The following is a 22,576-nucleotide window of genomic DNA, read 5'->3' as shown; positions in this document are numbered from 1 at the left end:
GGGATCGCATTCCAAATGTGGGAGCGAGCCTGCTCGCGAAGAGGTCAGTCAGATCACTAGAGATCTTTTGGGTAGATACGGCGGCAGATACAACCCAATGTAGGCATCAAACACCCGCATCCCTTCCTCGGCCATGCGCGGCGTGATCTGCCCATGCTGCTGCACCGAGCGCGCATAAACCCGGTCACCCAACTCCATCGCCAAGGCAAACACATCGACATCCTCCGGCAGCCTTGGCAACTCAAAGTGATGATCGAACAGCTTGTGCATCAGGTCGCCCAGCTCAATATCGTGCTGACGGTCAGCCTGGGTCACTTCGGTCAGACCATGCTGGGCAAGGATCAACTGACGCGCCGCCGCGTCTTCGTCGTAGATCTCCAGCATCCGTTGTTCGACCAGTCGCGACAGATCACGCCAGTCACGCAAAGCTTCGTGATCAATCGGCGCTTGCAGGCAGGCGCGAAACGCGGCGTGCACATCCGCCGTCAGTGCCTCAAGCAGCGCCGGGACGCTGGCGAAAAAGTGGTACACGGAAGAGGGCGGAATCTGCGCGCGCTCGGCGACGCTGTAGATCGACAGACTCGCCACACCCTCGGCGGCCAGCAGCGTGCGTGCGGCGTCGAGTATCGAATCGATGCGCGCCTGGCTGCGGGCACGGGGTTTGCGGACGGGGGCGGGTCGCGTCATGGAAGTCTCCTGCGGGGCAGCGGGCATTGTACGAGCCGGCTTGTGTGTTGTCTTGTCGGCCGCTTCGCGAGCAGGCTCGCCCCCACATTTGATCTCCAGTGAACTTGAGCATTTGTACACACAGCCCCCTGTGGGAGCGAGCCTGCTCGCGAACCGCCGCAGGCGGCCATAAAAAAACGCCGTTGGCTGAATCAGCCAACGGCGTTTTTCCTGAAGCTGCAATCCGCTTAAACGGTGTGCAGATACCAGTTGTACTCAAGGTCAGAGATGGAGTGTTCAAACTCCTCCAGTTCGCTTTCCTTGCAGGCGACGAAGATATCGATGTATTTCGGATCGATGTACTTGGCCATCACCTCGCTGTCGTCCAGCTCGCGCAGGGCATCGCGCAAGTTGTTCGGCAGGCTTTGTTCGTTCTGCTCGTAGCTGTTGCCTTCGACTGGCGCGCCCGGCTCGATCTTGTTGGTCAGACCGTGGTGCACGCCGGCCAAGACCGAAGCCATCAGCAGGTACGGATTGGCGTCGGCGCCGGCTACACGATGCTCGATACGCACGGCATCGGAAGAACCGGTCGGTACGCGAATCGCCACGGTGCGGTTGTCGAGGCCCCAGCACGGCGAGTTCGGCACGTAGAACTGTGCGCCGAAACGACGGTAGGAGTTGACGTTCGGGCAGAGGAAAGCCATCTGCGCGGGCAGGGTCTCGAGCACACCGCCGATCGCGTGACGCAGCGCGGCGTTCTGCTCGGGATCCTCGCTGGCAAAAATGTTTTTGCCTTCTTTATCCAGAATCGAAATGTGTACGTGCAGACCATTACCTGCCTGGCCCGGATACGGCTTGGCCATGAAGGTGGTGTCCATTTCATGGTCGTAGGCGATGTTCTTGATCAGACGCTTGAGCAGTACAGCGTAGTCGCATGCCTTGATCGGGTCGGCGACGTGGTGCAGGTTCACTTCGAACTGCGCCGGGGCGCTTTCCTTGACGATGGCGTCGGCCGGGATGCCTTGCTCTTTGGCACCTTCCAGAATGTCCTGGAGGCAGTCGACGTATTCGTCGAGGTCGTCGATCAGGTAAACCTGCGTCGAGTGCGGGCGTTTGCCGGAGATCGGCGAGCGTGGCGGCTGTGGACGGCCGTTCACGTTTTCCTGGTCGATCAGGTAGAACTCGAGTTCGAATGCGGCGCAGATGGTCAGGCCCAGCTCGTCAAACTTTGCAACAACTTGACGGAGCACTTCGCGCGGATCGGCAAAGAATGGGTCGCCTTCGAGTTCGTGCATGGTCATCAACAGTTGCGCGGTCGGGCGCTTCTGCCATGGCTCGTTGCACAGCGTATCGGGGATTGGATAGCAGATACGATCGGCGTCGCCGATGTCCAGGCCCAGGCCGGTGCTTTCCACCGTAGAGCCGTTGATATCCAGAGCAAATAGAGAGGCCGGCAGGTTGATGCCTTTCTCGTAAACCTTGTGGAGGCTGGTGCGTTCAATGCGCTTGCCGCGCACCACACCATTCATATCCGCAATCAGAAGGTCAACGTACAGAACCTCAGGATGTTCCTTAAGGAACGCGTTCGCTTCGTTAAGCTGAACGGCACGCGGGGGTACCGACATGATGCAACACCTTTGTTGTTAAAAATATCAATCATTGATCTTTTCTGGTTTCAGTCAACCCGAACGGCCTGCCGAAGTCAAGCGAGGCCTTTTTTGCCCTAAAAAAGCGCTGCGAGGGCATTTATGGGGCACTTTCGGGCGTTTTTTTGTCCTTGCGAGACTGCGCACCCGCAGGCTTGAGCAGGCCGTGTTGTATTTTTTACGGGGGTGTTGTGTAAAAAAATGAACAAGGCTAAGCTCCGATCAAACCCATAACAGCAATAATACCGGGGTGCTTCATGTCTCGCCTGCCGTTAATCGGCATCACCGACTGCTCGCAACAGTCCGGTCTGCATGCTCATCACATCAGTGGCGACCGATCCGTCCGTAGCGCAGCCAGCATGGCTCGCCCGTTAGCGACGATGTTCCCGTCCATGGCCGCTCAAGCGTCAGCGTCCGATATTCTGGACGTACGGGAAAGCATCCTGTTTATGGCGTCCCCTTCCAATATAGATCGCTTTCACCCTCAAAGCCTGTGCCGCTTGCCAAGCCGTGCTCATGATTCTGCACGGCTTGAGTGTGCACAGGAAATGCAACGCCAGCGTAAAGGGCAGGTAAGCTCCTCTTTCATTGTCTATGCGCGGTGCCGGGCGTAAGCCGGTACTGCGCGAGCAAGCCCCCTTTAACGCGACGCTCCAAGCGTCAAACTTTGCCTGACATCATGTCAGGAGACTCAGCCCAGAGGCATTTATGAGTAACAACCTCGACCAGCTCACCGATTGGTTGAAAGACCACAAGATCACAGAAGTCGAATGCATGATCGCCGACTTGACCGGTATCACCCGGGGCAAGATCTCGCCGACCAACAAGTTCATCGCCGAAAAGGGCATGCGTCTGCCAGAAAGTGTGCTTTTGCAGACTGTGACCGGCGACTACGTCGAAGACGACATCTATTACGAACTGCTCGACCCGGCCGACATCGACATGATCTGCCGCCCCGACCAGAACGCCGTGTACCTGGTGCCGTGGGCTATCGAGCCGACCGCGCAGGTGATCCACGACACCTACGACAAGCAAGGCAACCCGATCGAGCTGTCGCCACGCAACGTCCTCAAGAAAGTTCTCAAACTCTATGCCGACAAGGGCTGGCAGCCGATCGTGGCGCCGGAAATGGAGTTCTACCTGACCAAGCGCAGCGACGACCCTGACTATCCATTGCAGCCGCCAATCGGCCGCTCGGGTCGTCCGGAAATCGGTCGTCAGTCGTTCTCCATTGAAGCGGCGAACGAATTCGACCCGCTGTTCGAAGACGTCTACGACTGGTGCGAACTGCAGGAGCTGGACCTCGACACGCTGATCCACGAAGACGGCACGGCGCAGATGGAAATCAACTTCCGTCACGGCGATGCACTGTCGCTGGCCGACCAGATTCTGGTGTTCAAACGCACCATGCGTGAAGCCGCGCTCAAGCACGATGTGGCCGCCACCTTTATGGCCAAGCCGATGACCGGCGAGCCGGGCAGTGCGATGCACTTGCACCAGAGCATCATCGACATCGAGACCGGCAAAAACGTCTTCTCTAATGAAGACGGGACCATGAGCCAGCTGTTCCTGCACCACATCGGTGGTTTGCAGAAGCTGATTCCGGAATTGCTGCCGCTGTTCGCGCCGAACGTCAACTCGTTCCGCCGCTTCCTTCCGGACACCTCCGCACCGGTGAACGTCGAGTGGGGCGAAGAAAACCGTACCGTCGGCCTGCGCGTACCGGATGCCGGCCCGCAGAACCGTCGCGTCGAAAACCGCCTGCCGGGCGCTGACGCCAACCCGTATCTGGCGATCGCCGCGAGCCTGCTCTGCGGTTACATCGGCATGGTCGAAGGCCTCAACCCGAGCGCGCCGGTGGTGGGCCGGGGTTATGAGCGCCGCAACCTGCGCCTGCCGCTGACCATCGAAGACGCGCTGGAGCGTATGGAAAACAGCGCGACCATCGAGAAGTACCTGGGCAAAACCTTCATCACTGGCTACGTCGCGGTAAAACGGGCCGAGCATGAAAACTTCAAGCGCGTGATCAGTTCCTGGGAGCGTGAGTACCTGCTCTTCGCCGTCTGATACGCCGGGCGCGGTCCTCAGCGGCCGCGTCTTCACCGATAACAAGGAGAATTGGCATGACCAGCAACAACCCGCAAACCCGCGAGTGGCAAGCACTCAGCAATGATCACCACCTGGCCCCGTTCAGCGACTTCAAGCAGTTGAAAGAGAAGGGCCCGCGGATCATCACCAACGCCAAGGGCGTTTACCTGTGGGACAGCGAAGGCAACAAGATTCTCGACGGCATGGCCGGTCTGTGGTGTGTGGCCATCGGTTATGGTCGCGATGAGCTGGCCGACGCAGCCGCCAAACAGATGCGCGAACTGCCGTACTACAACCTGTTCTTCCAGACTGCGCACCCGCCAGCGCTGGAACTGGCCAAGGCAATCGCCGACGTGGCACCGGAAGGCATGAACCATGTGTTCTTTACCGGTTCCGGCTCCGAAGGCAACGACACCATGCTGCGCATGGTCCGCCACTACTGGGCGATCAAAGGCCAGCCAAACAAGAAAGTCATCATCAGCCGCAAGAACGGTTATCACGGTTCGACCGTGGCCGGCGCGAGCCTCGGTGGCATGACGTATATGCACGAACAAGGCGACTTGCCGATCCCGGGCATCGTCCACATCGCGCAGCCGTACTGGTTCGCCGAGGGTGGCGACATGTCCCCGGAAGAGTTCGGCATCTGGGCGGCCAATCAGTTGGAAGAGAAGATTCTCGAAGTCGGCGTCGACAATGTCGGTGCCTTTATTGCCGAGCCGATTCAGGGTGCCGGTGGCGTGATCATTCCGCCCGACAGCTACTGGCCGCGCATCAAGGAAATCCTCGCCAAGTACGACATCCTGTTCGTGGCGGACGAAGTGATTTGCGGTTTCGGCCGTACCGGTGAGTGGTTCGGCAGCGATTTCTACGACCTCAAGCCGGACATGATGACTATCGCCAAAGGTCTGACCTCCGGTTACATCCCGATGGGTGGGCTGATCGTTCGCGACACCGTTGTTGCGGTGCTCAACGAAGGTGGCGATTTCAACCACGGCTTCACCTACTCCGGTCACCCGGTGGCAGCGGCGGTGGGCCTGGAAAACATCCGCATCCTGCGCGATGAAAAAATTATCGAGAACGCGCACAACGAAACGGCACCGTATTTGCAGAAACGTCTGCGGGAACTGAACGATCACCCGTTGGTGGGTGAAGTTCGCGGCGTCGGTCTGTTGGGCGCGATCGAGCTGGTGCAGGACAAGGCCACGCGCAAGCGTTACGAAGGCAAGGGCGTCGGCATGATCTGCCGCCAGTTCTGCTTCGACAACGGCCTGATCATGCGCGCTGTGGGCGACACCATGATCATCGCGCCGCCGCTGGTGATCAGCAAAGCCGAGATCGATGAACTGGTTACAAAGGCACGCAAGTGTCTGGACCTGACCCTCAGTGCGTTGCAGGGCTAAGTGCTAGGCTTTGAGCGGGGGAGCCGTGGCGCTCGCGCTCAAAGCTGTCAGAAAGGCTGGTCTTTTCTTGAAAGACCGCCTCGGATCTTGCCAGACTAGCCGCGGTTCCAGTTGTCCGGGTTCGGCCGCTGAACAAAGTGGTTCAAAAAAGAAAAATTTGGAGCATTAACGCATGAAGGCATTAGGCAAAAAGCTCGCTGGCAAGACTCTGCTCGCCATGTCCCTGATGGGAGTCATGGCGGCTGCGGCGCAGGCGGACGACAAGGTGTTACACGTCTACAACTGGTCCGACTACATCGCCCCGGACACTGTGGCCAACTTCGAAAAAGCTACCGGGATCAAAGTCGTCTATGACGTCTTCGACAGCAACGAAACCCTGGAAGCCAAGCTGCTGGCCGGCAAGTCCGGGTACGACATCGTGGTGCCTTCCAATAACTTCCTCGCCAAGCAGATCAAGGCCGGTGTTTACCAGGAGCTGGACAAGTCCAAGCTGCCGAACTGGAAGAACCTCGACGAAGACCTGCTCAAGGCTGTTGGCGATGCCAGCGACCAAGGCAACAAGCACGCGTTCCCGTACATGTGGGGCTCGATCGGCATCGGCTACAACCCGGCCAAGGTCAAGGCAGCGCTGGGTATCGACAAGATCGATTCCTGGGACGTGGTGTTCAAGCCTGAAAACATCGAGAAGCTCAAAAGCTGCGGCGTAAGCTTCCTCGACGCACCGACCGAGATGATTCCGGCGGCGTTGCACTATCTGGGCAAGCCGACCAACAGCAAGGACAAGGCTGACCTGAAAGCCGCCGAAGACCTGTTCCTGAAAATTCGTCCGTCGGTTGCCTACTTCCATTCCTCCAAGTACATCTCCGATCTGGCCAACGGCAACATCTGCGTCGCCGTCGGTTACTCGGGTGACCTGGAACAATCCAAGACCCGCGCCCAGGAAGCCGGTGACAAGGTCAAACTGGCCTACACCATTCCAAAAGAAGGTGCTGGCACGTTCTACGACATGGTCGCCATTCCCAAGGATGCCGAAAACGTCGAAGCCGCCTACAAGTTCATGAACTACCTGCTTGAGCCGCAAGTGATGGCCGGCATCACCAACGCCGTGCGTTTCCCGAACGGCAACAAAGCTGCCACGCCACTGGTGGACAAGGACATCACCAGCGATCCGAGCATCTACCCGTCGGCTGAAGTGAAGAAACAGCTCTACGCGATCAGCGATCTGGACGCAGCGACCCTGCGCCTGATCACTCGCAGCTGGACCAAGATCAAATCCGGTAAATAAGCCGGTTTGAAGCAACAACCACTGGCCGTCGTCTCCCGCGAAGGCGGCCAGTGGATCAATTAAATGACAGGAAGTTTTGCAGGAACGGTTTTTCGAGGGTAAGTTGCGCGCCGGTTTTGTTGCCGGGCAGTCATGGCTGTCATGCAGCGCGGGGCAACTTGGGCCCAACTAATTTAGAGGACCTCCACTTGCCTATTTTTTCTTCTTTGCGCAAAGCCCTGCTGGCCACTGCCGGCCTGACGATTGCTGTCGGAGCCCAGGCCGCCGGTACGGTGCATATTTATAACTGGTCCGATTACATCGGCGAATCCACGCTGGCCGACTTCCAGAAAGAGACCGGGATAAAACCGGTCTACGACGTCTTCGATTCCAACGAAACCCTGGAAGGCAAGTTGCTGGCCGGGCGTACCGGTTACGACGTGGTCGTGCCGTCGAACCACTTCCTCGGCAAGCAGATCAAGGCGGGCGCGTTCCAGAAGCTCGACAAGTCGCAGCTACCGAATTATTCCAATCTCGACCCGGCGCTGCTCAAGCGTCTGGAACAGAACGATCCGGGCAACCTGTACGCCGTGCCGTACCTGTGGGGCACCAACGGCATCGGTTACAACGTCGATAAAGTGAAGGCCGTGCTGGGTGTCGACAAGATCGATTCGTGGGGCGTTTTGTTCGAACCTGAGAACATCAAAAAGCTGCAAAGCTGTGGCGTGGCATTCCTCGATTCGGCGGATGAAATGATGCCGACCGTGCTCAACTATCTGGGCCTGAATGCCAACAGCACCAATCCGAAGGACTACGAAAAAGCCACCGACAAATTGCTCGCGGTGCGTCCTTATGTGACCTACTTCCATTCCTCGAAATACATCGGCGATCTGGCCAACGGCGACATCTGCGTGGCCATCGGTTTCTCCGGCGATATCTTCCAGGCGAAGAACCGCGCAGCGGAAGCCAAGAAAGGCGTGAACATCGCCTACGCGGTGCCAAAAGAGGGCGGCGCGTTGTGGTTCGACATGCTTGCGATTCCGAAGGACTCGTCCAACGTCAAAGAAGCCCACGCCTTCATCAACTATCTGCTGAAACCTGAGGTGATCGCCCAGGTCAGTGATTACGTCGGTTATGCCAACCCCAATCCGGGTTCGGACAAGCTGATGGAACAATCCATCCGTACCGATGCGTCGGTGTATCCACCGCAGGCCGTTATCGACAAGGCCTACGTATCGACCGAGTTGCCACCGAACATTCAGCGCCTGATGACCCGCAGCTGGACCAAGGTCAAGTCGGGGATGTAAGGCACACACTATCCTGGGTTCGCCTTGCGGGGCGAACTGCACTGTTTTTTTCTGGGAGTTTCGTAAATGGCAGTTGCCTCCGGCGCCTATAAGAAAGCCCTCGAGGGCGACCAGACACCGAAACAGGTGTTGGTCAAAATCGACCGGGTCACGAAGAAATTCGACGAGACGATTGCCGTGGACGATGTGTCCCTGGAAATCAAAAAGGGCGAGATCTTCGCCCTGCTCGGCGGTTCGGGATCGGGCAAATCCACTCTGCTGCGGATGCTGGCAGGGTTCGAACGGCCCACGGAGGGGCGCATTTTCCTCGACGGCGTCGACATCACCGACATGCCGCCGTACGAACGTCCGATCAACATGATGTTCCAGTCGTACGCCTTGTTCCCGCACATGACCGTGGCGCAGAACATCGCCTTCGGCCTCAAGCAGGACAAGATCCCGGCCGCTGAAGTCGATGCACGCGTGGCCGAGATGCTCAAGCTGGTGCAGATGAGCCAGTACGCCAAACGCAAGCCGCATCAACTGTCTGGCGGTCAGCGTCAGCGCGTGGCGCTGGCGCGTTCGCTGGCCAAGCGGCCGAAGCTGTTGCTGCTCGACGAACCGATGGGCGCACTGGATAAAAAACTGCGTTCGCAGATGCAACTGGAACTGGTCGAGATCATCGAGCGCGTCGGTGTGACTTGCGTGATGGTGACCCACGATCAGGAAGAGGCCATGACCATGGCCGAGCGCATCGCGATCATGCACCTGGGCTGGATCGCCCAGATCGGCAGCCCGATCGACATCTACGAAACCCCGACCAGTCGTCTGGTCTGCGAATTCATCGGCAACGTCAACATCTTCGAAGGCGAAGTGATCGACGACGCTGAGGGCCACGCAACCATCACCTGCAAAGACCTCGACCGGCAGATCTACGTCGGCCACGGCATCAGTACTTCGGTGCAGGACAAGTCGGTCACCTACGCGATCCGTCCGGAGAAGCTGCTGGTCACCGCCGATCAACCGACCTGTGAATACAACTGGTCAAGCGGCAAGGTGCACGACATCGCCTACCTCGGCGGGCACTCGGTGTTCTACGTTGAATTGCCGAGCGGCAAACTGGTGCAGTCCTTCGTGGCCAACGCCGAGCGCCGTGGCGCGCGTCCGACCTGGGGCGATCAGGTTTACGTGTGGTGGGAAGATGACAGCGGCGTGGTACTTCGCTCATGAACATGCGCAAATTCAAACGCCGCATCAACCGAATAATCCCCAATGGCCGGCAGTTGGTCATCGGGGTCCCGTTCATCTGGCTGTTCCTGTTCTTCATGTTGCCGTTCTTCATCGTCCTGAAGATCAGCTTCGCCGAAGCCGACGTGGCGATCCCGCCGTACACCGAGATCTACACGTACGCCGAGCAGAAGCTGCAACTCCTGCTGAACCTGGGCAACTACGCGATGCTGGCGGGCGACGAGTTGTACATCGCCGCTTACCTCGGCTCGCTGAAGATGGCGTTCATCAGCACCGTCCTCTGTCTGGTGATCGGCTACCCGATGGCCTACGCCATCGCCACCGCCCGTAAAGAGCTGCAAACGGTGCTGGTGCTGCTGATCATGATGCCGACCTGGACCGCGATCCTGATCCGCGTGTATGCGTGGATGGGCATTCTCAGCAACAACGGTTTGCTCAACGGTTTCCTGATGAGCATGGGTTTCATCGACGAGCCGCTGCAGATCCTCAACACCAACCTGGCGGTGTACATCGGCGTCGTTTATTCGTACCTGCCGTTCATGATCCTGCCGCTGTACGCCAATCTGGTGAAGCACGACAACAGTCTGCTCGAAGCGGCCTCGGATCTCGGTTCGAGCACCTTCAACAGCTTCTGGAAAATCACTATTCCGCTGTCCAAGAACGGCATTATTGCCGGTTGCATGCTGGTGTTTATCCCGGTGGTGGGTGAGTTCGTGATCCCGGAACTGCTCGGTGGTCCGGAAACCCTGATGATCGGTAAAGTGCTCTGGCAAGAGTTCTTCAACAACCGTGACTGGCCGGTGGCGTCCGCGCTGGCAGTGGTGATGCTGGCGATCCTGATTGTGCCGATCATTCTGTTCAACCGCAGTCAGGCCAAAGAAATGGAGGGCAAAGAATGAAGCGCATCCGTTTCTCCAGCCTGATGCTGGTCATCGGTCTGTTGTTCATCTACCTGCCGATGCTGATCCTGGTGATCTACTCGTTCAACGCCTCGAAACTGGTGACGGTGTGGGGCGGCTGGTCGATCAAGTGGTACGTCGGCCTGCTCGACAACACGCAACTGATGGGCTCGGTGCTGCGCTCGCTGGAAATCGCCTGCTACACCGCGGTTGCCGCGGTGGCGCTGGGGACACTGGCGGCGTTCGTGCTGACGCGCATCACGCGCTTCAAGGGCCGTACGCTGTTCGGCGGTCTGGTGACGGCGCCGCTGGTGATGCCGGAAGTGATCACCGGTCTGTCGCTGTTGCTGCTGTTCGTGGCCATGGCACAGATGATCGGCTGGCCGCAGGAACGTGGCATCGTCACCATCTGGATCGCTCACACCACGTTCTGTGCGGCGTATGTGGCGGTGGTGGTGTCGGCGCGTCTGCGTGAGCTGGACCTGTCGATCGAAGAAGCGGCGATGGACCTCGGTGCTCGGCCGTGGAAGGTGTTCTTCCTGATCACCATCCCGATGATCGCACCATCGCTGGCGGCGGGCGGCATGATGTCGTTCGCGCTGTCGCTGGATGACCTGGTGTTGGCCAGCTTCGTCTCCGGTCCGGGGTCGACGACCCTGCCGATGGAAGTGTTCTCGGCAGTGCGTCTGGGCGTGAAGCCTGAGATCAACGCTGTGGCGAGTCTGATTCTGCTCGCGGTATCGATCGTGACCTTCATGGTCTGGTTCTTCAGCCGCCGTGCCGAAGAAGCGCGCAAGAAAGCCATCCAGCAAGCCATCGAAGAAAGCGCTGCCGATTCGTGGAAGCAGCCGGACGTGCGTCGGGCGCCAAGCCCGGAGGCTGCGTAAGCCAATGGGGTTGATCACAAATCTGTGACCAACCCCAATCCCTGTGGGAGCGAGCTTGCTCGCGAATGCGATCTGTCAGTCAACATCCACGTGACTGACCTACCGCCTTCGCGAGCAAGCTCGCTCTCACATGTTTCGGGTGGCCTTCAGGTCCAGGGAGATTGGCGGATGACCTCAACGAAGTTCATCGGCTTGAACCCCGGCTCCTGATCCTTCAGCACATCGGTCTTCACATTGCCAAACGTGGTCTGCGGACGATGGCGCAAACCATCGGCAAACGCGCAGATAATGCACTCCTTGAAACCTTCCCCACGCGGGTGCGCATGCACCACCGCCTCACGCTGCACGGTGCTGAAGGCTGCGTAATCCATACCCAGCACGTCCATTTCCACACCAGCGGTCACCAGCGCCACGGTTGGACGCAGATGCTTGGGCACGCCCGGCGTGGTGTGCAGGGCAATCGACAGCCAGACCTGTTCGATATCGTCATCGCTGAGCCCGTACGGTTTGAGAAAAGCTGCCGCCGCATTCGCGCCATCCACTTCGAAACGTTCATCAGCGCTGCGATGACCTTCGACCAGACCCAAGTCGTGGAACATCGCGCCGATGTAGAGCAACTCCGGATTGTAGGCCAGTTGCTGACGCTCGCCGCTCAATGCACCGAACAGAAATACCCGACGCGAATGGTGGTAGAGCAGGTCGGACTCGATGTCGCGGATGTACTCGGTGGTGGCCCGGGCGAGGGCGCTGTCGGGGATTTTGATGCCGGCGATGGTGGTGCTCATGGTGCTTTCCTTTCTGAAAGCGCCGTCGTGGCGCTGATGGGGAAAGTCTGTTCCCGACGCTGCAAGCGAACAATCGGCGCATGGCTGCGATCCTTGCCAATCCACCTGCAAATCGTGCCAAGCTAAAAGATCGCAGCCTTCGGCAGCTCCTACATGGGAAAGCGGACACCTGTAGGAGCTGCCGCAGGCTGCGATCTTTTGCTCTTAAAGGGGGAATCCACAGCCATGAGCAAAACCGTCGCCATCGTGGTATTCGCAGGCGTGCAGTCGCTGGACGTCAGCGGCCCCATGGATGTGTTCGCCGAGGCCAATCGCTTCCTGGCGCCCGAGGATCACTATCGGTTCGAAGTGATCGGCGTCGAACACGGCCCGATGGCCTGTTCCAATGGTTTGAACCTGAATGCCCATCGGTATTTCAGCGAAGCACTCGACGCCTATGATCTGCTGCTGGTCGCCGGTGGGCCGCAATTGCCGTTCATGGATTTCGGCGCGGCGTTCGACGGTTGGCTGCGCGGGGCCTGCGCACGGGCGCAGCGCTTCGGTTCAATCTGCAATGGCGCGTTCATGCTCGCGCGCGCGGGGTTGCTGGAGGGGCGCACCGTCACCACGCACTGGAACGACGCCGAGGCGCTGGCGCAGTTGTGCCCGACAACGCAGGTCGAAGCGGATCGCTTGTATGTCGAGGACGGCACGCTCTACACCTCGGCGGGGGTCACGGCGGGGATCGATCTGTCGTTGTATTTGCTGGCGCGTGATCACGGCGCTGAAGTGGCGCTGAGCGTGGCTAAACGCTTGGTGGTGTTCACCCAGCGTTCCGGTGGGCAGTCACAGTTCAGTCCGTTCCTCACGCCGCATGCGGAACCTACGTCGGCGGTGGCGATGGTGCAGTTGTATGTGCTGGCCAATCTGACTGGTGATCTGACGATTGCCGATCTGGCCAATGCGGCGAACATGAGTGCGCGCAATTTCTCGCGGGTGTTTGCCCGGGAAGCCAAAGTCACGCCGGCGGAGTTTGTCGAGCGGGCGCGGGTGGATGCGGCGCGGGTGATGCTGGAAAGTACCGCGGCGCCGTTGAAGACGGTGGCGTATCAGTGCGGGTTTCGCGATGCGCAGCATATGCGCGGGGTGTTTAACCGGCGGTTGGGGGTGACGCCGCAGCAGTTTCGGCTGAATTTTGCGGTGATACTTTGACCCTCACCCCAGCCCTCTCCCAGAGGGAGAGGGGGCCGATTGGGGGATATTGGGGAGATACGCCGACGTGATGTTGCTGTACCGAATCCATAATCGACTCGATCTCTCAGGTCGGTGCATAGCGAAAGACACCTCGGTCAGTCCCCTCTCCCCCCGGGAGAGGGTTAGGGTGAGGGGCTTTTAAGGTGCCCGCGCCGGCAACAGCTTCAACGTACTGCGCGTATTCGCCGTCACTTCTTCGGCATTGAAATGCGCCTGCACATACATCCCGTCGACATACGCCTCAGCCTGATCGTCATAGTGACTGTCGAACGGCACACCACTCTGCCCAACCGGGTTGATCGTCAAACCATGCGCCGGATCAGCAAAGTCCACCAAGCGCCGTGTCGACGGCCCGTAAGTCACTGGCCATGGCGCCGGGCCGATCTTCGCCGACAGATTGTTCGGCACTTCATGACTGCCCGGCGCCGCAAACGGCCCGACATTGAAAATCCGCTCCAGCGGCTTCTGCTGTCCCAGCGGATGCCCGTGAGTCAGCGTGTGCGAAGCGCCCCATTTCCACTCGGCAGAGTTATCGCCGAGGGTCAGCTTCAAGTGCTGCATGCTCGCCTGCCACGCCGCGCGCACGACATCGGCGCGGGTCTCCTTGTTCGGTGTGCTGCGGTTATCCCACCACGGTGAATCGGCATTCGCCGCCAGCTTCGGCAGCGCCGCATCGATCACTCGCGTCGACAGCAGCGTGTCGAAAAAGTCATTGCCCAACTCATCCCGCATTGCCGCATCGGCCAGGTCGTAGAGGAACTGGTTGAACACCGTCGCACTGACCGAGTCCAGCGGATAGTCGCCTGGCCACTGCGCCAGTTGCTCGACCAGTTTCAGTTGCGCCGGATCGCTGACGACTTCACGCAATACCGGCAGCAAAGGAGCGAGCAAGCGCGGGCCGTAGCCGGTGGCGGTGCCCAGTTGCAGTTTCTGGTTGGCCTCATTGGTCCACTTCACGCTCTTGTCGCTGAGCTGACGATTGAGTTGCTGCCCGCGATCGGCAAGGTTGTAGTAACCGGGAATCTCCATACCGGTCGGCGACAGCGGCTGGAAGTTGGCCGAGACGATGTAGCCGCGCGCCGGGTTCTCTTCCTGCGGGTTGGCGCTGAACGGGTAGAAGCCATCCTTGTCGGCCTGATTGCTGCTGCCGTCGAGGATGAATTCCGGCCGCACCCCGGCCGGACGCTTGGGCAGCAATGCCGAGGCCCACCAGGCGATATCACCCTTGGCGTTGGCGTAGACGAGATTCAGCCCCGGCGCCTGCACCTTGGCCGCTGCGGCACGAGCCTTGGCCAACGTGTCGGCGCGGTTGAGCTGGTAAAAGCCTTCGAGGATCGGGTTCGGTGTTTCGAGGAAGGCCCACCACATCGCAATCGGTGTCTTCCCGGCAGCAGATCCCAGCGCATCGTTGACGATCGGCCCGTGGGGCGATTGGCGCAGGGTGAGGGGCACCGGCGACTGCCCCTTCACGTTGATCTGCTGTTGGGTGACGAGCATGTCGGTCCACTGGCCGCGATACCAGACCTGATTCGGGTTATCCGGATTGACCTTCTCGGCGATCAGGTCCAGATCGTCGTTCTGGAACATGGTCAGGCTCCAGCCGAAATCGAGGTTGTGGCCGAGGAACGCGAACGGCACCAGCGCCTGATGATGGCCGTACAGCTCGAAGCCTGGCGCCGACAATTGCGCCTCGTACCACACCGACGGCACCGAGAAGCGAATATGCGGATCACCGGCCAGCAGCGGTTTGCCGCTCTGGCTGCGGCTGCCCGCGATGACCCAGGCGTTGCTGCCTTCGAACTGCGGCAGGCCATTGTCGATCAGTGCCTGTTCGCTGAGGCGGGCGAGGGCGTTGAGGTCTTTCCAGTCGCCAGCGGCCAGGGGTGGAGTCGATTTGCCGTGATCCTTGGCGAGGACGCCTTTTGGCTGCCAGTCGAGGTCGAAGACCTTGAGGTAATCGGCGCCAAGCTGATCGCGCACATAGGTCAGCAGCGGCTCAGTGCGAAATGCGGCGGCAAAGCTGTAGGCCATGTAGCCGGCGACGCTGATGCTGTCTTCTGCCGTGAAAGGTCGTTTGGGGATGCCCAGCACGTCAAACTCGATCGGCGCGGCGTGGCTGTCCTGATATTGGTTGATGCCATCCAGATAGGCTTGCAGGCCCTTCCACGCCGGCGACTGTTTATCGAGACTGGCGACGTAACTGGCAGCGCGCTCACGGATGCGCAGGCTGCGGAACAGTTTGTCGGTGTCGAGCAGCTTCGGCCCGAGCACTTCGGCCAGTTCGCCACGTGCGAGGCGGCGCATGGCTTCCATCTGGAACAGGCGATCCTGGGCATGCACGTAGCCGAGGGCGCGGTAGAGGTCGGTTTCGTTCTCGGCGCGAATGTGCGGTACACCGCGTTCGTCGTAGCGCACGGTCACCGAGCCCTGCAGGTTGCGCAGTTCGACCTGGCCCTGTCGCGTTGGCTGTTTGCTGTAGACGTACCAGCCTGCGCCGGCAAGCAGAACAACGATGAGCAAGCCAAGTTCGGTGAACACGCGCTTCATGGTGACTCCTTGTGCAGGCGGGATTGCCGCCCGTCGGGCTGCAAACAATTAGCACAGACCTTCTGTGCCGTGCAGCGCTGTCCTTGAAAAGTCCGGAATGCCTTACGGCGTTTCCACCGGCCACGGGCAGTAACAACCGACCGCCAGGGTGTGCGTGGCATTGACCGGGCGATCTTCTGTCAGGGCATTCAAAATCGGTTCGATAAAGCTGTTGCTGGAGTTGCAGGTCAGGCCTTCGCTATAAGGGCCGAAGTACGCCAGTTTGCCGCTGCGGTCCCAGATCGCCACGGCCGGACTGGCGGGCACCTGTTCGGAACCGGGCAAAATCGTGATGGTTTTCAGGCTGCTGAGGGTCGCGGGCAACTGGCCGTGGCTGCCAGCCTTCTGCACGGCGAAGAACTCAACGCCCTTGGCGCCGAACTGCTCGACCATCTCGGTCAGGTGCTGTTGATTGCCGACATTGCACGGGCAGGCCGGGTCCCAGAAATGCACCAGGCGGATCTTGCCGGGGCCGGCGAGATTGTCCGGCAGGCGCAGCGGATCACCGGAAAACACTGCCGTGTGTTCGCTGAACGCACGCAGATAACGCCCCTGAAACCAGTCATACGCCGCCCACAGCACCCCGGCGCAAATCAGCGCGAGCAGGCTGGCAAACAGTGCGGTGCGGTAGGGCGAACGCATGGTTTTCGATCCTCGAAAGGTCGGCTAGCTTGCCATGTCTGTCACTACAGATGAATATCGCAGGCCGATAAAGTCTGTTTACCGCTTTGGAATTGCCTTATGTCTGCCACTTTCGACCCCGATCAAATCCGCGCCAGTCTCAAGCCTCTGGCCGAGTGGCAGCCGTTGTCGGACGAGGCGAAGGCGTACCAGCAGTTTTATAAAACCGACTTTCCCCATCGCGACGTCTGGCGTGGCATGGGCCGTTTCGAAGTCGATGGCTATGAAGTGGTCAGCCATTGCTGGTGGCCGGAGAAGGTCAAGGCGACGCTGTTTCTGCTGCATGGTTATTACGATCACACCGGGCTGTATCGGCATGTGATCGAGTGGGCGCTGGATCAGGATTTTGCGGTGATCGCCTGCGACTTGCCGGGCCATGGCTTGTCGAGCGGGCCGCGCGCGAGCATTCGCGATTTTTCTGAATACCAAGACGTCCTCCAGGCCTTGTTCGCCGAGGCACAGTCGATCGCGCTGCCGCAGCCGTGGCATCTGTGCGGGCAGAGCACCGGCGGGGCGATTGTCGTCGATCACCTGCTCAATCATGGCGAAAACAGCCCGGCGCAGGGTCAGGTGATTTTGATGGCGCCGCTGGTGCGGCCACGGGCGTGGGGCTGGTCGCAGCTGAGTTATTACCTGCTCAGGCCTTTCGTCCGGGGTGTCGCGCGACGCTTCAGCGAGAACTCCAACGATCCGGATTTCCTGCCGTTTCTCCAGGCCGATCCGTTGCAGCCGCGACGCTTGCCGACGAAATGGGTGGGGGCGTTGTCGCGTTGGATCATTCGCGTCGAGCACGCGAAAAAAAGTCCGCGACGGCCGCTGATCATTCAGGGGCAGGCGGACATGACCGTCGACTGGCAGCACAATTTGCAGGTATTGAAATGGAAGTTTGATCGACCGCAGATCTTGCTGCTGGCCGAGGCGCGGCATCATCTGGCGAATGAGACGGTGGAGATGCGTGAGGAGTATTTCGAATTTCTGAGCAAGCGGATCAGGGGCAGGAATCTTTAGCGTCTGTGAGGGCCTCTTCGCGAGCAGGCTCGCTCCCACAGGGGCTTGGGGATGTTCACAATTTTGTGTTCGCTGAAGATCCAAATGTGGGAGCGAGCTTGCTCGCGAAGGCGGTTTGTCAGGCAACAAGGATCACTGCCCGACCGCCAACCCTGCGCGAATCGCCGCCAGCGCCGCCTGATAGTAGGCCTTGCCCTCAGCCGACTCGGCAAACGTCGCAAACTCTTCCAGCTCTTCATCCGACAAGTCGCGATAGACGTAAAGCAACGTGTTGTTCATGTCCGCGCCAATCTGATCCATCAAGCGCTGGCGCTGACCATTGAGCATGCCTTGCGCCTGACCGCCACCCAGCAATCCCGGAATCATCGAACTCAAACTGTCCGCCGCCACGCCGGCAATCGCCAGACTCACTTCGGCGCCAGCTTCACGGGCAGGCAAGGCTTGGGCGAGGTGGCCGATGATCAGCAGACGGCTGTCGCTGGCCTGCATCTTCGGCAGACCCTTGGCATTTTTCGCCAATTGATCGCGGCGGGTCGCGAGCAATTCGGCGGCGACGATTTTCTTGCCCAGCGGCGATTGAAAGAAGGTCAGCGCCGGTTTCGGGTCGGCAAGCTTCTGCCGCAGTTGCGCTTCGGCGCGTTGATCGACAGCTTGCGGGGCGAAGCGCTGATTGCTGTTGTTAACCAATGCTTGAAACACCGCCGGCGGCAGGCTGTTCTGATAGCGCTGCTGTGCGGCCGTCAGGGCATCGTTGAAATGCGCACGTTGATCTGGCCAGCCGGCGACCTTGTACAACTGATCGTGGCCGTCCGCCCAGGCGGGCAAAACGCAGAACATCAACAGTGAAAAAAGCAAACGGCGCATAGGGACTCCTGTCAGCAGCGGACTATTCTCCGTGCGGTGCCGGTACTTGTCGAGAATTCGTAGCAAGCCGCCGCGTGGCTCTGTCGGATTTCTTGCCGCCGACATACTATGCGCGCCATGCAAATATCCTCTGAACACCCGCTGCTGTTACGCATTGTCGATGACCTGGCCGACCACGGCTGGTCGCAGCAGAACATTTTCCTGCCCGCCGGTTTGACCCGTGAGCTGGCAGCCGAGTGCCGTAAACGTGAGGCCGAAGGTGAACTGGCGCCGGCGGCGGTTGGCCGTGGGCCGTTTTCAGAGATTCGCGAGGGGATTCGTGGCGACCACATTCAGTGGATCGATCCCGGTCAGGCCGAGGCCAGCGACCGCTATCTGAACCTGATGGAGAGCCTGCGCGAGGCGCTCAACCGTGGCTTGTTTCTTGGTCTTGAGGACTTTGAATGCCATTTCGCGCTGTATCCGCCGGGTGCTTTTTATCGCAAGCACGTCGACCGTTTCCGCGACGATGACAAGCGCATGGTCTCGGTGGTGGTCTACCTCAATGACGCGTGGCTGCCGGAGGATGGCGGTCAGTTGCGCATGTACCTGAACGATGAGCGCGTGCACGACGTGCAGCCTACCGGCGGTTGTCTGGTGGTGTTTCTCTCTGGTGAGGTGCCTCATGAAGTGCTGCCGGCGCACCGCGAGCGCTTGTCGCTGACCGGTTGGTTCCGCCGCCGTGGCAACGAGCCGTTCTGAGATGGACAGGATTCTGGTCAGTCGCTGCCTGTTGGGTCATCGCGTGCGTTATGACGGTGGCGCGAGCGGGCCGTTTGATTTGCTTGAGCAGTGGATCGCTGAAGGGCGGGTGGTGCCGTTGTGTCCGGAGGTTGCGGGTGGTTTGCCAACGCCACGGGCGGCGGCGGAGATTCCGGGCGGGCAGGGTGGTGAAGTGCTCGATGGTGTCGCGGCGGTGATCACCACTGAGGGCGAAGATGTCAGTGCGCAGTTTCTCGATGGCGCGCGGCAGGCGCTGGAACTGGTGCAGAAATATGGCATCCGCGTGGCGGTGCTTAAGGCCAACAGTCCTTCTTGCGGGAATTTGCTGACTTACGACGGGACGTTCAGTGGCGTGAAGGTGAGTGGCGAAGGGGTGACGGCCGCGTTACTCAAACGCCATGGTGTGCAAGTCTTCAGCGAACTTGAACTGCCGCAGGTCGCGCTGGCCCTGGCTGCTTTGGACTGATCCGCAATCGTTGCCCTCACCCCAGCCCTCTCCCGGAGGGAGAGGGGGCCGACCGAGGTGTCTGGCGCTATTCATCGACCTGGAAGACCTTATCGACTATGGATTCGACACAGCCATGACCGATCGATTATAGATTCGACACAGCCATACCGATCGATTATGGATTCGACAAAGCCATGACCAGTCGATTTCGGATTCGGTACATCCATTTCAGGTCGGCGTATCTCTGAAGCATCCCCCATTCAGTCCCCTCTCCCTCTGGGAGAGGGCTAGGGTGAGGGGCTTTTAAGGCTTCAACCACTTCTCGGTCAGCGCTGCCAGGCGCCCGTCGTCCTTGATCCGCTGCATCGCACTCGCAAGGCTGGCCTGAAACGCCGGATTACCCTTCTGGAACGGAATCGCCAAATCCACCGGCTCCGCCGCTTTCGGCTTCTCTTCCGTCAACGCCTGCACCAACACCATCGGCCGTGGCTGCTCATCCTTCTTCGCCAACAACTGCGAATCGACCTTGCCGTAAGGCTCGCTGAAGTCGAAACGATCCTTGAGTTCGGGTGTCAGTGCTATGTGGTTGAGCGCGACGTCGTACTTGCCGCTTTCAACGCCCTGGAGCAGATCAGCCTCATCCGTGACGATGAAGTCGGCGCGCACATCCAGTTCGTTGGCCAGCAGTTGCCCAAGCTCGACCTCGAACCCCGTGAGTGTGTCGCCTTCCTTGAAATTGAAGGGCGGTGTATTAGCCTCAAGGGCTATGCGCAGCTCGCCACGGTCGTTGACGTCATCAATCAGTTCGGCGTGAGCCAAAGGGCTCAAAAGGGGTAGCAGGCAGATCAGGCCAGGCAGAAAACGCATGGTCACTCCTTTGAAATCATTATCGCGACGCTCTGATTCAGGCTCGCTTTGCTATGGTTGTCGAGTGCCTTCGACAACGAATGGTCATGAAGTTGTCATGACCGTGCGGATTTTACGGAAAAACTGGAGAAGAAAATGAAAAGCTTTATGTCACGTGCAGCGTTCGCGGGTGTGCTGATGGGCGTTTCGGTGCTGGCCAGTGCCGCCACACCGGCGCCAAAAGGTGCCGAAGTGTTCATCGTTTCTCCCGAGGACGGGGCCACGGTTTCGCAGACCTTTACCGTCAAGTTCGGTACCAAGGACGTCGCACTGGCACCGGCCGGTGACGTCACCAAGAACACCGGTCACCATCACCTGCTGATCGACGCCAAGGAAATCGTTCCTGCCGGTTCGGTCGTCCCTACCGATGCCAACCATATGCACTTCGGCAAGGCGCAGACCCAAGCTGACATCAAGCTCGCCCCGGGCAAACACACCTTGCAGCTGGAACTTGGCGACAGCGGTCACATGGCATTCGACCCGCCAATCGTCTCGAAGAAAATCACCATCAACGTGGAATAAAAAAGGGAGCCCTTTCGGGGCTCCCTTTTTTATCAGCGGCGAGTTGCAAGCTACGAGCTTCAAGCAAAAGCACAAGCGAACATCACTTGCCGCTTGTAGCTCGCGGCTTGTAGCTGTTCTTAGAAAAGAACCCGGCTACGGATGGTGCCGTTGATGTGCTGCAGCTTCTCTTGCGCCAGATCCGAGTACTCGGCGTCGACGTCGATCACCACGTAGCCAACCTTCTCGTTGGTCTGCAGGAATTGACCGGAGATGTTGATGCCGTTTTCGGCGAAGACCTTGTTGATCTCGCTCATCACACCCGGGATGTTCTCGTGGATGTGCAGCAGGCGGTGCTTGCCAGGGTGAGCCGGCAGGGCCACTTCCGGGAAGTTCACCGACGAAACGGAGGTACCGTTGTCGCTGTACTTGACCAGTTTTTCTGCCACTTCCAGACCGATGTTGGCTTGCGCTTCGGCGGTCGAACCACCGATGTGCGGGGTCAGGATCACGTTGTCGAGGCCACGCAGCGGGCTTTCGAACTCTTCGTCGTTGGAGCGTGGCTCCACCGGGAATACGTCGATGGCCGCGCCGATCAGGTGCTTGTCCTTGATCGCGTCAGCCAGAGCGTCCAGTTCAACCACGGTGCCACGAGCAGCGTTGATCAGGATGCCGCCCTTCTTGATGGCGCGGATTTCCTTCTCGCCGATCATCCACTGGGTCGCAGCGGTTTCCGGAACGTGCAGGGTGACGATGTCGGACATGCCCAGCAGCTCGGTCAGGCTACCGATCTGAGTCGCGTTGCCCAGCGGCAGCTTGGTCACGGTGTCGTAGAAGTACACCTGCATGCCCAGACCTTCAGCCAGAACCGACAGCTGCGTACCGATCGAGCCGTAGCCGACGATGCCGAGTTTCTTGCCACGGATCTCGAAGGAGTTGGCTGCGGATTTGATCCAGCCGCCACGGTGGCAGGAAGCGTTTTTCTCCGGGATGCCGCGCAGCAGCAGGATCGCTTCGGCCAGTACCAGCTCGGCAACGGAGCGGGTGTTGGAGTACGGCGCGTTGAACACGGCAATACCGCGCTCACGGGCAGCACTCAGGTCAACCTGGTTGGTGCCGATGCAGAAACAGCCGACCGCAACCAGCTTCTTCGCGTGATCGAAGATCTCTTCGGTCAGTTGGGTGCGCGAACGAATGCCGATGAAGTGAGCGTCAGCGATCTTTTCCTTGAGCTGGGCTTCCGGCAAGGAACCTGTCAGGTATTCGATGCTGGTGTAGCCCGCCGCCTTGAGGACGTCGACAGCCGATTGGTGGACGCCTTCGAGAAGAAGGAACTTGATCTTGCTCTTATCGAGAGAAGTCTTGCTCATCTGCGTAAACCTGTATCCCGGAGAAAAATGGCAGGAAATGGTCAACAG

General features: G+C 59.5%; 20 protein-coding genes. 12 read left to right on the top strand and 8 right to left on the bottom strand.

Features of this window, described 5'->3' with window-relative positions; all coding sequences use genetic code 11:
* Window positions 1–48 precede the first annotated feature (48 nt).
* Together ACW9IR_RS10910 and ACW9IR_RS10905 are read right to left on the bottom strand one after the other, a co-directional pair.
* Entirely contained in the window at window positions 49–687 is a 639-nt protein-coding gene (locus ACW9IR_RS10910) for a TetR/AcrR family transcriptional regulator (protein WP_102901388.1), read from the bottom strand.
* Between the two features lie 227 nt (window positions 688–914).
* The gene (locus ACW9IR_RS10905; RefSeq protein ID WP_007913842.1) at window positions 915–2,291 is read right to left on the bottom strand and encodes a glutamine synthetase family protein; all 1,377 of its coding nucleotides are present in this window, start codon (window positions 2,289–2,291) and stop codon (window positions 915–917) included.
* 729 nt (window positions 2,292–3,020) lie between these two features.
* Here ACW9IR_RS10905 and ACW9IR_RS10900 point away from each other — a divergent pair.
* From ACW9IR_RS10900 to ACW9IR_RS10870, 7 genes are all read left to right on the top strand, one after another.
* Window positions 3,021–4,379, top strand: coding sequence for a glutamine synthetase family protein (locus ACW9IR_RS10900; protein ID WP_034151968.1), 1,359 nt, complete (start codon window positions 3,021–3,023; stop codon window positions 4,377–4,379).
* A 56-nt stretch (window positions 4,380–4,435) separates the two neighbouring features.
* Window positions 4,436–5,800 carry an aspartate aminotransferase family protein gene (locus ACW9IR_RS10895; RefSeq protein ID WP_102901387.1) on the top strand — a complete coding sequence of 455 codons (1,365 nt, stop codon included), beginning with the start codon at window positions 4,436–4,438 and terminating at the stop codon, window positions 5,798–5,800.
* A gap of 172 nt (window positions 5,801–5,972) precedes the next feature.
* The gene (locus tag ACW9IR_RS10890; RefSeq protein WP_007913851.1) at window positions 5,973–7,085 is read left to right on the top strand and encodes a polyamine ABC transporter substrate-binding protein; all 1,113 of its coding nucleotides are present in this window, start codon (window positions 5,973–5,975) and stop codon (window positions 7,083–7,085) included.
* A gap of 188 nt (window positions 7,086–7,273) precedes the next feature.
* Window positions 7,274–8,371: a polyamine ABC transporter substrate-binding protein gene (locus tag ACW9IR_RS10885; RefSeq protein WP_102901386.1), complete on the top strand. Its 1,098-nt coding sequence runs from the start codon at window positions 7,274–7,276 to the stop codon at window positions 8,369–8,371.
* Window positions 8,372–8,437: 66 nt separating this feature from the next.
* Window positions 8,438–9,580, top strand: coding sequence for an ABC transporter ATP-binding protein (locus tag ACW9IR_RS10880; RefSeq protein WP_007913856.1), 1,143 nt, complete (start codon window positions 8,438–8,440; stop codon window positions 9,578–9,580).
* A gap of 35 nt (window positions 9,581–9,615) precedes the next feature.
* Window positions 9,616–10,497, top strand: coding sequence for an ABC transporter permease subunit (locus ACW9IR_RS10875; RefSeq protein WP_457463152.1), 882 nt, complete (start codon window positions 9,616–9,618; stop codon window positions 10,495–10,497).
* A complete protein-coding gene (locus tag ACW9IR_RS10870; RefSeq protein ID WP_007913861.1) occupies window positions 10,494–11,384 on the top strand; it encodes an ABC transporter permease subunit in 891 nt (296 codons plus the stop codon). The genes ACW9IR_RS10875 and ACW9IR_RS10870 overlap by 4 nt, the downstream gene beginning before the upstream one ends.
* Window positions 11,385–11,530: 146 nt before the next feature.
* Here the strand turns inward: ACW9IR_RS10870 and ACW9IR_RS10865 are convergent, their stop codons facing one another.
* Window positions 11,531–12,169: an HD domain-containing protein gene (locus tag ACW9IR_RS10865; protein WP_457463143.1), complete on the bottom strand. Its 639-nt coding sequence runs from the start codon at window positions 12,167–12,169 to the stop codon at window positions 11,531–11,533.
* A 225-nt stretch (window positions 12,170–12,394) separates the two neighbouring features.
* Here ACW9IR_RS10865 and ACW9IR_RS10860 point away from each other — a divergent pair, with 225 nt between their 5' ends.
* Entirely contained in the window at window positions 12,395–13,360 is a 966-nt protein-coding gene (locus ACW9IR_RS10860) for a GlxA family transcriptional regulator (protein WP_457463141.1), read from the top strand.
* A gap of 180 nt (window positions 13,361–13,540) precedes the next feature.
* Here ACW9IR_RS10860 and ACW9IR_RS10855 read toward each other — a convergent pair whose 3' ends face one another.
* Window positions 13,541–15,949, bottom strand: a complete 2,409-nt coding sequence (locus tag ACW9IR_RS10855) for a penicillin acylase family protein (RefSeq protein WP_457463139.1) — start codon at window positions 15,947–15,949, stop codon at window positions 13,541–13,543.
* 102 nt (window positions 15,950–16,051) lie between these two features.
* Window positions 16,052–16,630, bottom strand: coding sequence for a DUF6436 domain-containing protein (locus tag ACW9IR_RS10850; RefSeq protein ID WP_034151959.1), 579 nt, complete (start codon window positions 16,628–16,630; stop codon window positions 16,052–16,054).
* 99 nt (window positions 16,631–16,729) lie between these two features.
* Between ACW9IR_RS10850 and bipL the strand changes: the two genes are divergently transcribed.
* The gene (bipL, locus tag ACW9IR_RS10845; RefSeq protein WP_110718066.1) at window positions 16,730–17,677 is read left to right on the top strand and encodes a phospholipase BipL; all 948 of its coding nucleotides are present in this window, start codon (window positions 16,730–16,732) and stop codon (window positions 17,675–17,677) included.
* 132 nt (window positions 17,678–17,809) lie between these two features.
* Here bipL and ACW9IR_RS10840 read toward each other — a convergent pair whose 3' ends face one another.
* Complete coding sequence (locus ACW9IR_RS10840; RefSeq protein WP_122604472.1) at window positions 17,810–18,541, bottom strand: DUF2059 domain-containing protein; 732 nt, start codon at window positions 18,539–18,541, stop codon at window positions 17,810–17,812.
* Window positions 18,542–18,649: 108 nt separating this feature from the next.
* Between ACW9IR_RS10840 and ACW9IR_RS10835 the strand changes: the two genes are divergently transcribed.
* Both ACW9IR_RS10835 and ACW9IR_RS10830 read left to right on the top strand, forming a co-directional pair.
* A complete protein-coding gene (locus ACW9IR_RS10835) occupies window positions 18,650–19,282 on the top strand; it encodes a 2OG-Fe(II) oxygenase (protein ID WP_102901380.1) in 633 nt (210 codons plus the stop codon).
* Between the two features lies 1 nt (window position 19,283).
* The gene (locus tag ACW9IR_RS10830) at window positions 19,284–19,769 is read left to right on the top strand and encodes a DUF523 domain-containing protein (RefSeq protein WP_102901379.1); all 486 of its coding nucleotides are present in this window, start codon (window positions 19,284–19,286) and stop codon (window positions 19,767–19,769) included.
* A 285-nt stretch (window positions 19,770–20,054) separates the two neighbouring features.
* Here ACW9IR_RS10830 and ACW9IR_RS10825 read toward each other — a convergent pair whose 3' ends face one another.
* Complete coding sequence (locus tag ACW9IR_RS10825) at window positions 20,055–20,618, bottom strand: transporter substrate-binding domain-containing protein (protein ID WP_457463135.1); 564 nt, start codon at window positions 20,616–20,618, stop codon at window positions 20,055–20,057.
* Between the two features lie 135 nt (window positions 20,619–20,753).
* Between ACW9IR_RS10825 and ACW9IR_RS10820 the strand changes: the two genes are divergently transcribed.
* A complete protein-coding gene (locus ACW9IR_RS10820) occupies window positions 20,754–21,179 on the top strand; it encodes a DUF4399 domain-containing protein (RefSeq protein ID WP_102901377.1) in 426 nt (141 codons plus the stop codon).
* Window positions 21,180–21,298: 119 nt separating this feature from the next.
* On the opposite strand, the gene serA is transcribed toward ACW9IR_RS10820, so the two are convergent.
* A complete protein-coding gene (gene serA / locus ACW9IR_RS10815; protein ID WP_008085296.1) occupies window positions 21,299–22,528 on the bottom strand; it encodes a phosphoglycerate dehydrogenase in 1,230 nt (409 codons plus the stop codon).
* Window positions 22,529–22,576: the final 48 nt, after the last annotated feature.

The sequence above is a fragment of the Pseudomonas sp. SDT291_1_S447 genome (genome assembly GCF_054070155.1).
Note: the sequence above shows the minus strand (reverse complement) of the source record. Positions and strands in the feature narration are given on the sequence as shown.

Excerpts from the sequence above, each read along its gene's own strand:
- ACW9IR_RS10820 (WP_102901377.1), top strand. The coding sequence starts at position 20,754 with ATGAAAAGCTTTATGTCACGTGCAGCGTTCGCGGGTGTGCTGATGGGC.
- ACW9IR_RS10890 (WP_007913851.1), top strand. The coding sequence starts at position 5,973 with ATGAAGGCATTAGGCAAAAAGCTCGCTGGCAAGACTCTGCTCGCCATG.
- serA (WP_008085296.1), bottom strand. The coding sequence starts at position 22,528 with ATGAGCAAGACTTCTCTCGATAAGAGCAAGATCAAGTTCCTTCTTCTC.
- ACW9IR_RS10880 (WP_007913856.1), top strand. The coding sequence starts at position 8,438 with ATGGCAGTTGCCTCCGGCGCCTATAAGAAAGCCCTCGAGGGCGACCAG.
- ACW9IR_RS10905 (WP_007913842.1), bottom strand. The coding sequence starts at position 2,291 with ATGTCGGTACCCCCGCGTGCCGTTCAGCTTAACGAAGCGAACGCGTTC.
- ACW9IR_RS10850 (WP_034151959.1), bottom strand. The coding sequence starts at position 16,630 with ATGCGTTCGCCCTACCGCACCGCACTGTTTGCCAGCCTGCTCGCGCTG.
- ACW9IR_RS10835 (WP_102901380.1), top strand. The coding sequence starts at position 18,650 with ATGCGCGCCATGCAAATATCCTCTGAACACCCGCTGCTGTTACGCATT.
- ACW9IR_RS10865 (WP_457463143.1), bottom strand. The coding sequence starts at position 12,169 with ATGAGCACCACCATCGCCGGCATCAAAATCCCCGACAGCGCCCTCGCC.
- ACW9IR_RS10855 (WP_457463139.1), bottom strand. The coding sequence starts at position 15,949 with ATGAAGCGCGTGTTCACCGAACTTGGCTTGCTCATCGTTGTTCTGCTT.
- bipL (WP_110718066.1), top strand. The coding sequence starts at position 16,730 with ATGTCTGCCACTTTCGACCCCGATCAAATCCGCGCCAGTCTCAAGCCT.
- ACW9IR_RS10830 (WP_102901379.1), top strand. The coding sequence starts at position 19,284 with ATGGACAGGATTCTGGTCAGTCGCTGCCTGTTGGGTCATCGCGTGCGT.
- ACW9IR_RS10840 (WP_122604472.1), bottom strand. The coding sequence starts at position 18,541 with ATGCGCCGTTTGCTTTTTTCACTGTTGATGTTCTGCGTTTTGCCCGCC.
- ACW9IR_RS10895 (WP_102901387.1), top strand. The coding sequence starts at position 4,436 with ATGACCAGCAACAACCCGCAAACCCGCGAGTGGCAAGCACTCAGCAAT.
- ACW9IR_RS10825 (WP_457463135.1), bottom strand. The coding sequence starts at position 20,618 with ATGCGTTTTCTGCCTGGCCTGATCTGCCTGCTACCCCTTTTGAGCCCT.
- ACW9IR_RS10870 (WP_007913861.1), top strand. The coding sequence starts at position 10,494 with ATGAAGCGCATCCGTTTCTCCAGCCTGATGCTGGTCATCGGTCTGTTG.
- ACW9IR_RS10910 (WP_102901388.1), bottom strand. The coding sequence starts at position 687 with ATGACGCGACCCGCCCCCGTCCGCAAACCCCGTGCCCGCAGCCAGGCG.
- ACW9IR_RS10900 (WP_034151968.1), top strand. The coding sequence starts at position 3,021 with ATGAGTAACAACCTCGACCAGCTCACCGATTGGTTGAAAGACCACAAG.
- ACW9IR_RS10860 (WP_457463141.1), top strand. The coding sequence starts at position 12,395 with ATGAGCAAAACCGTCGCCATCGTGGTATTCGCAGGCGTGCAGTCGCTG.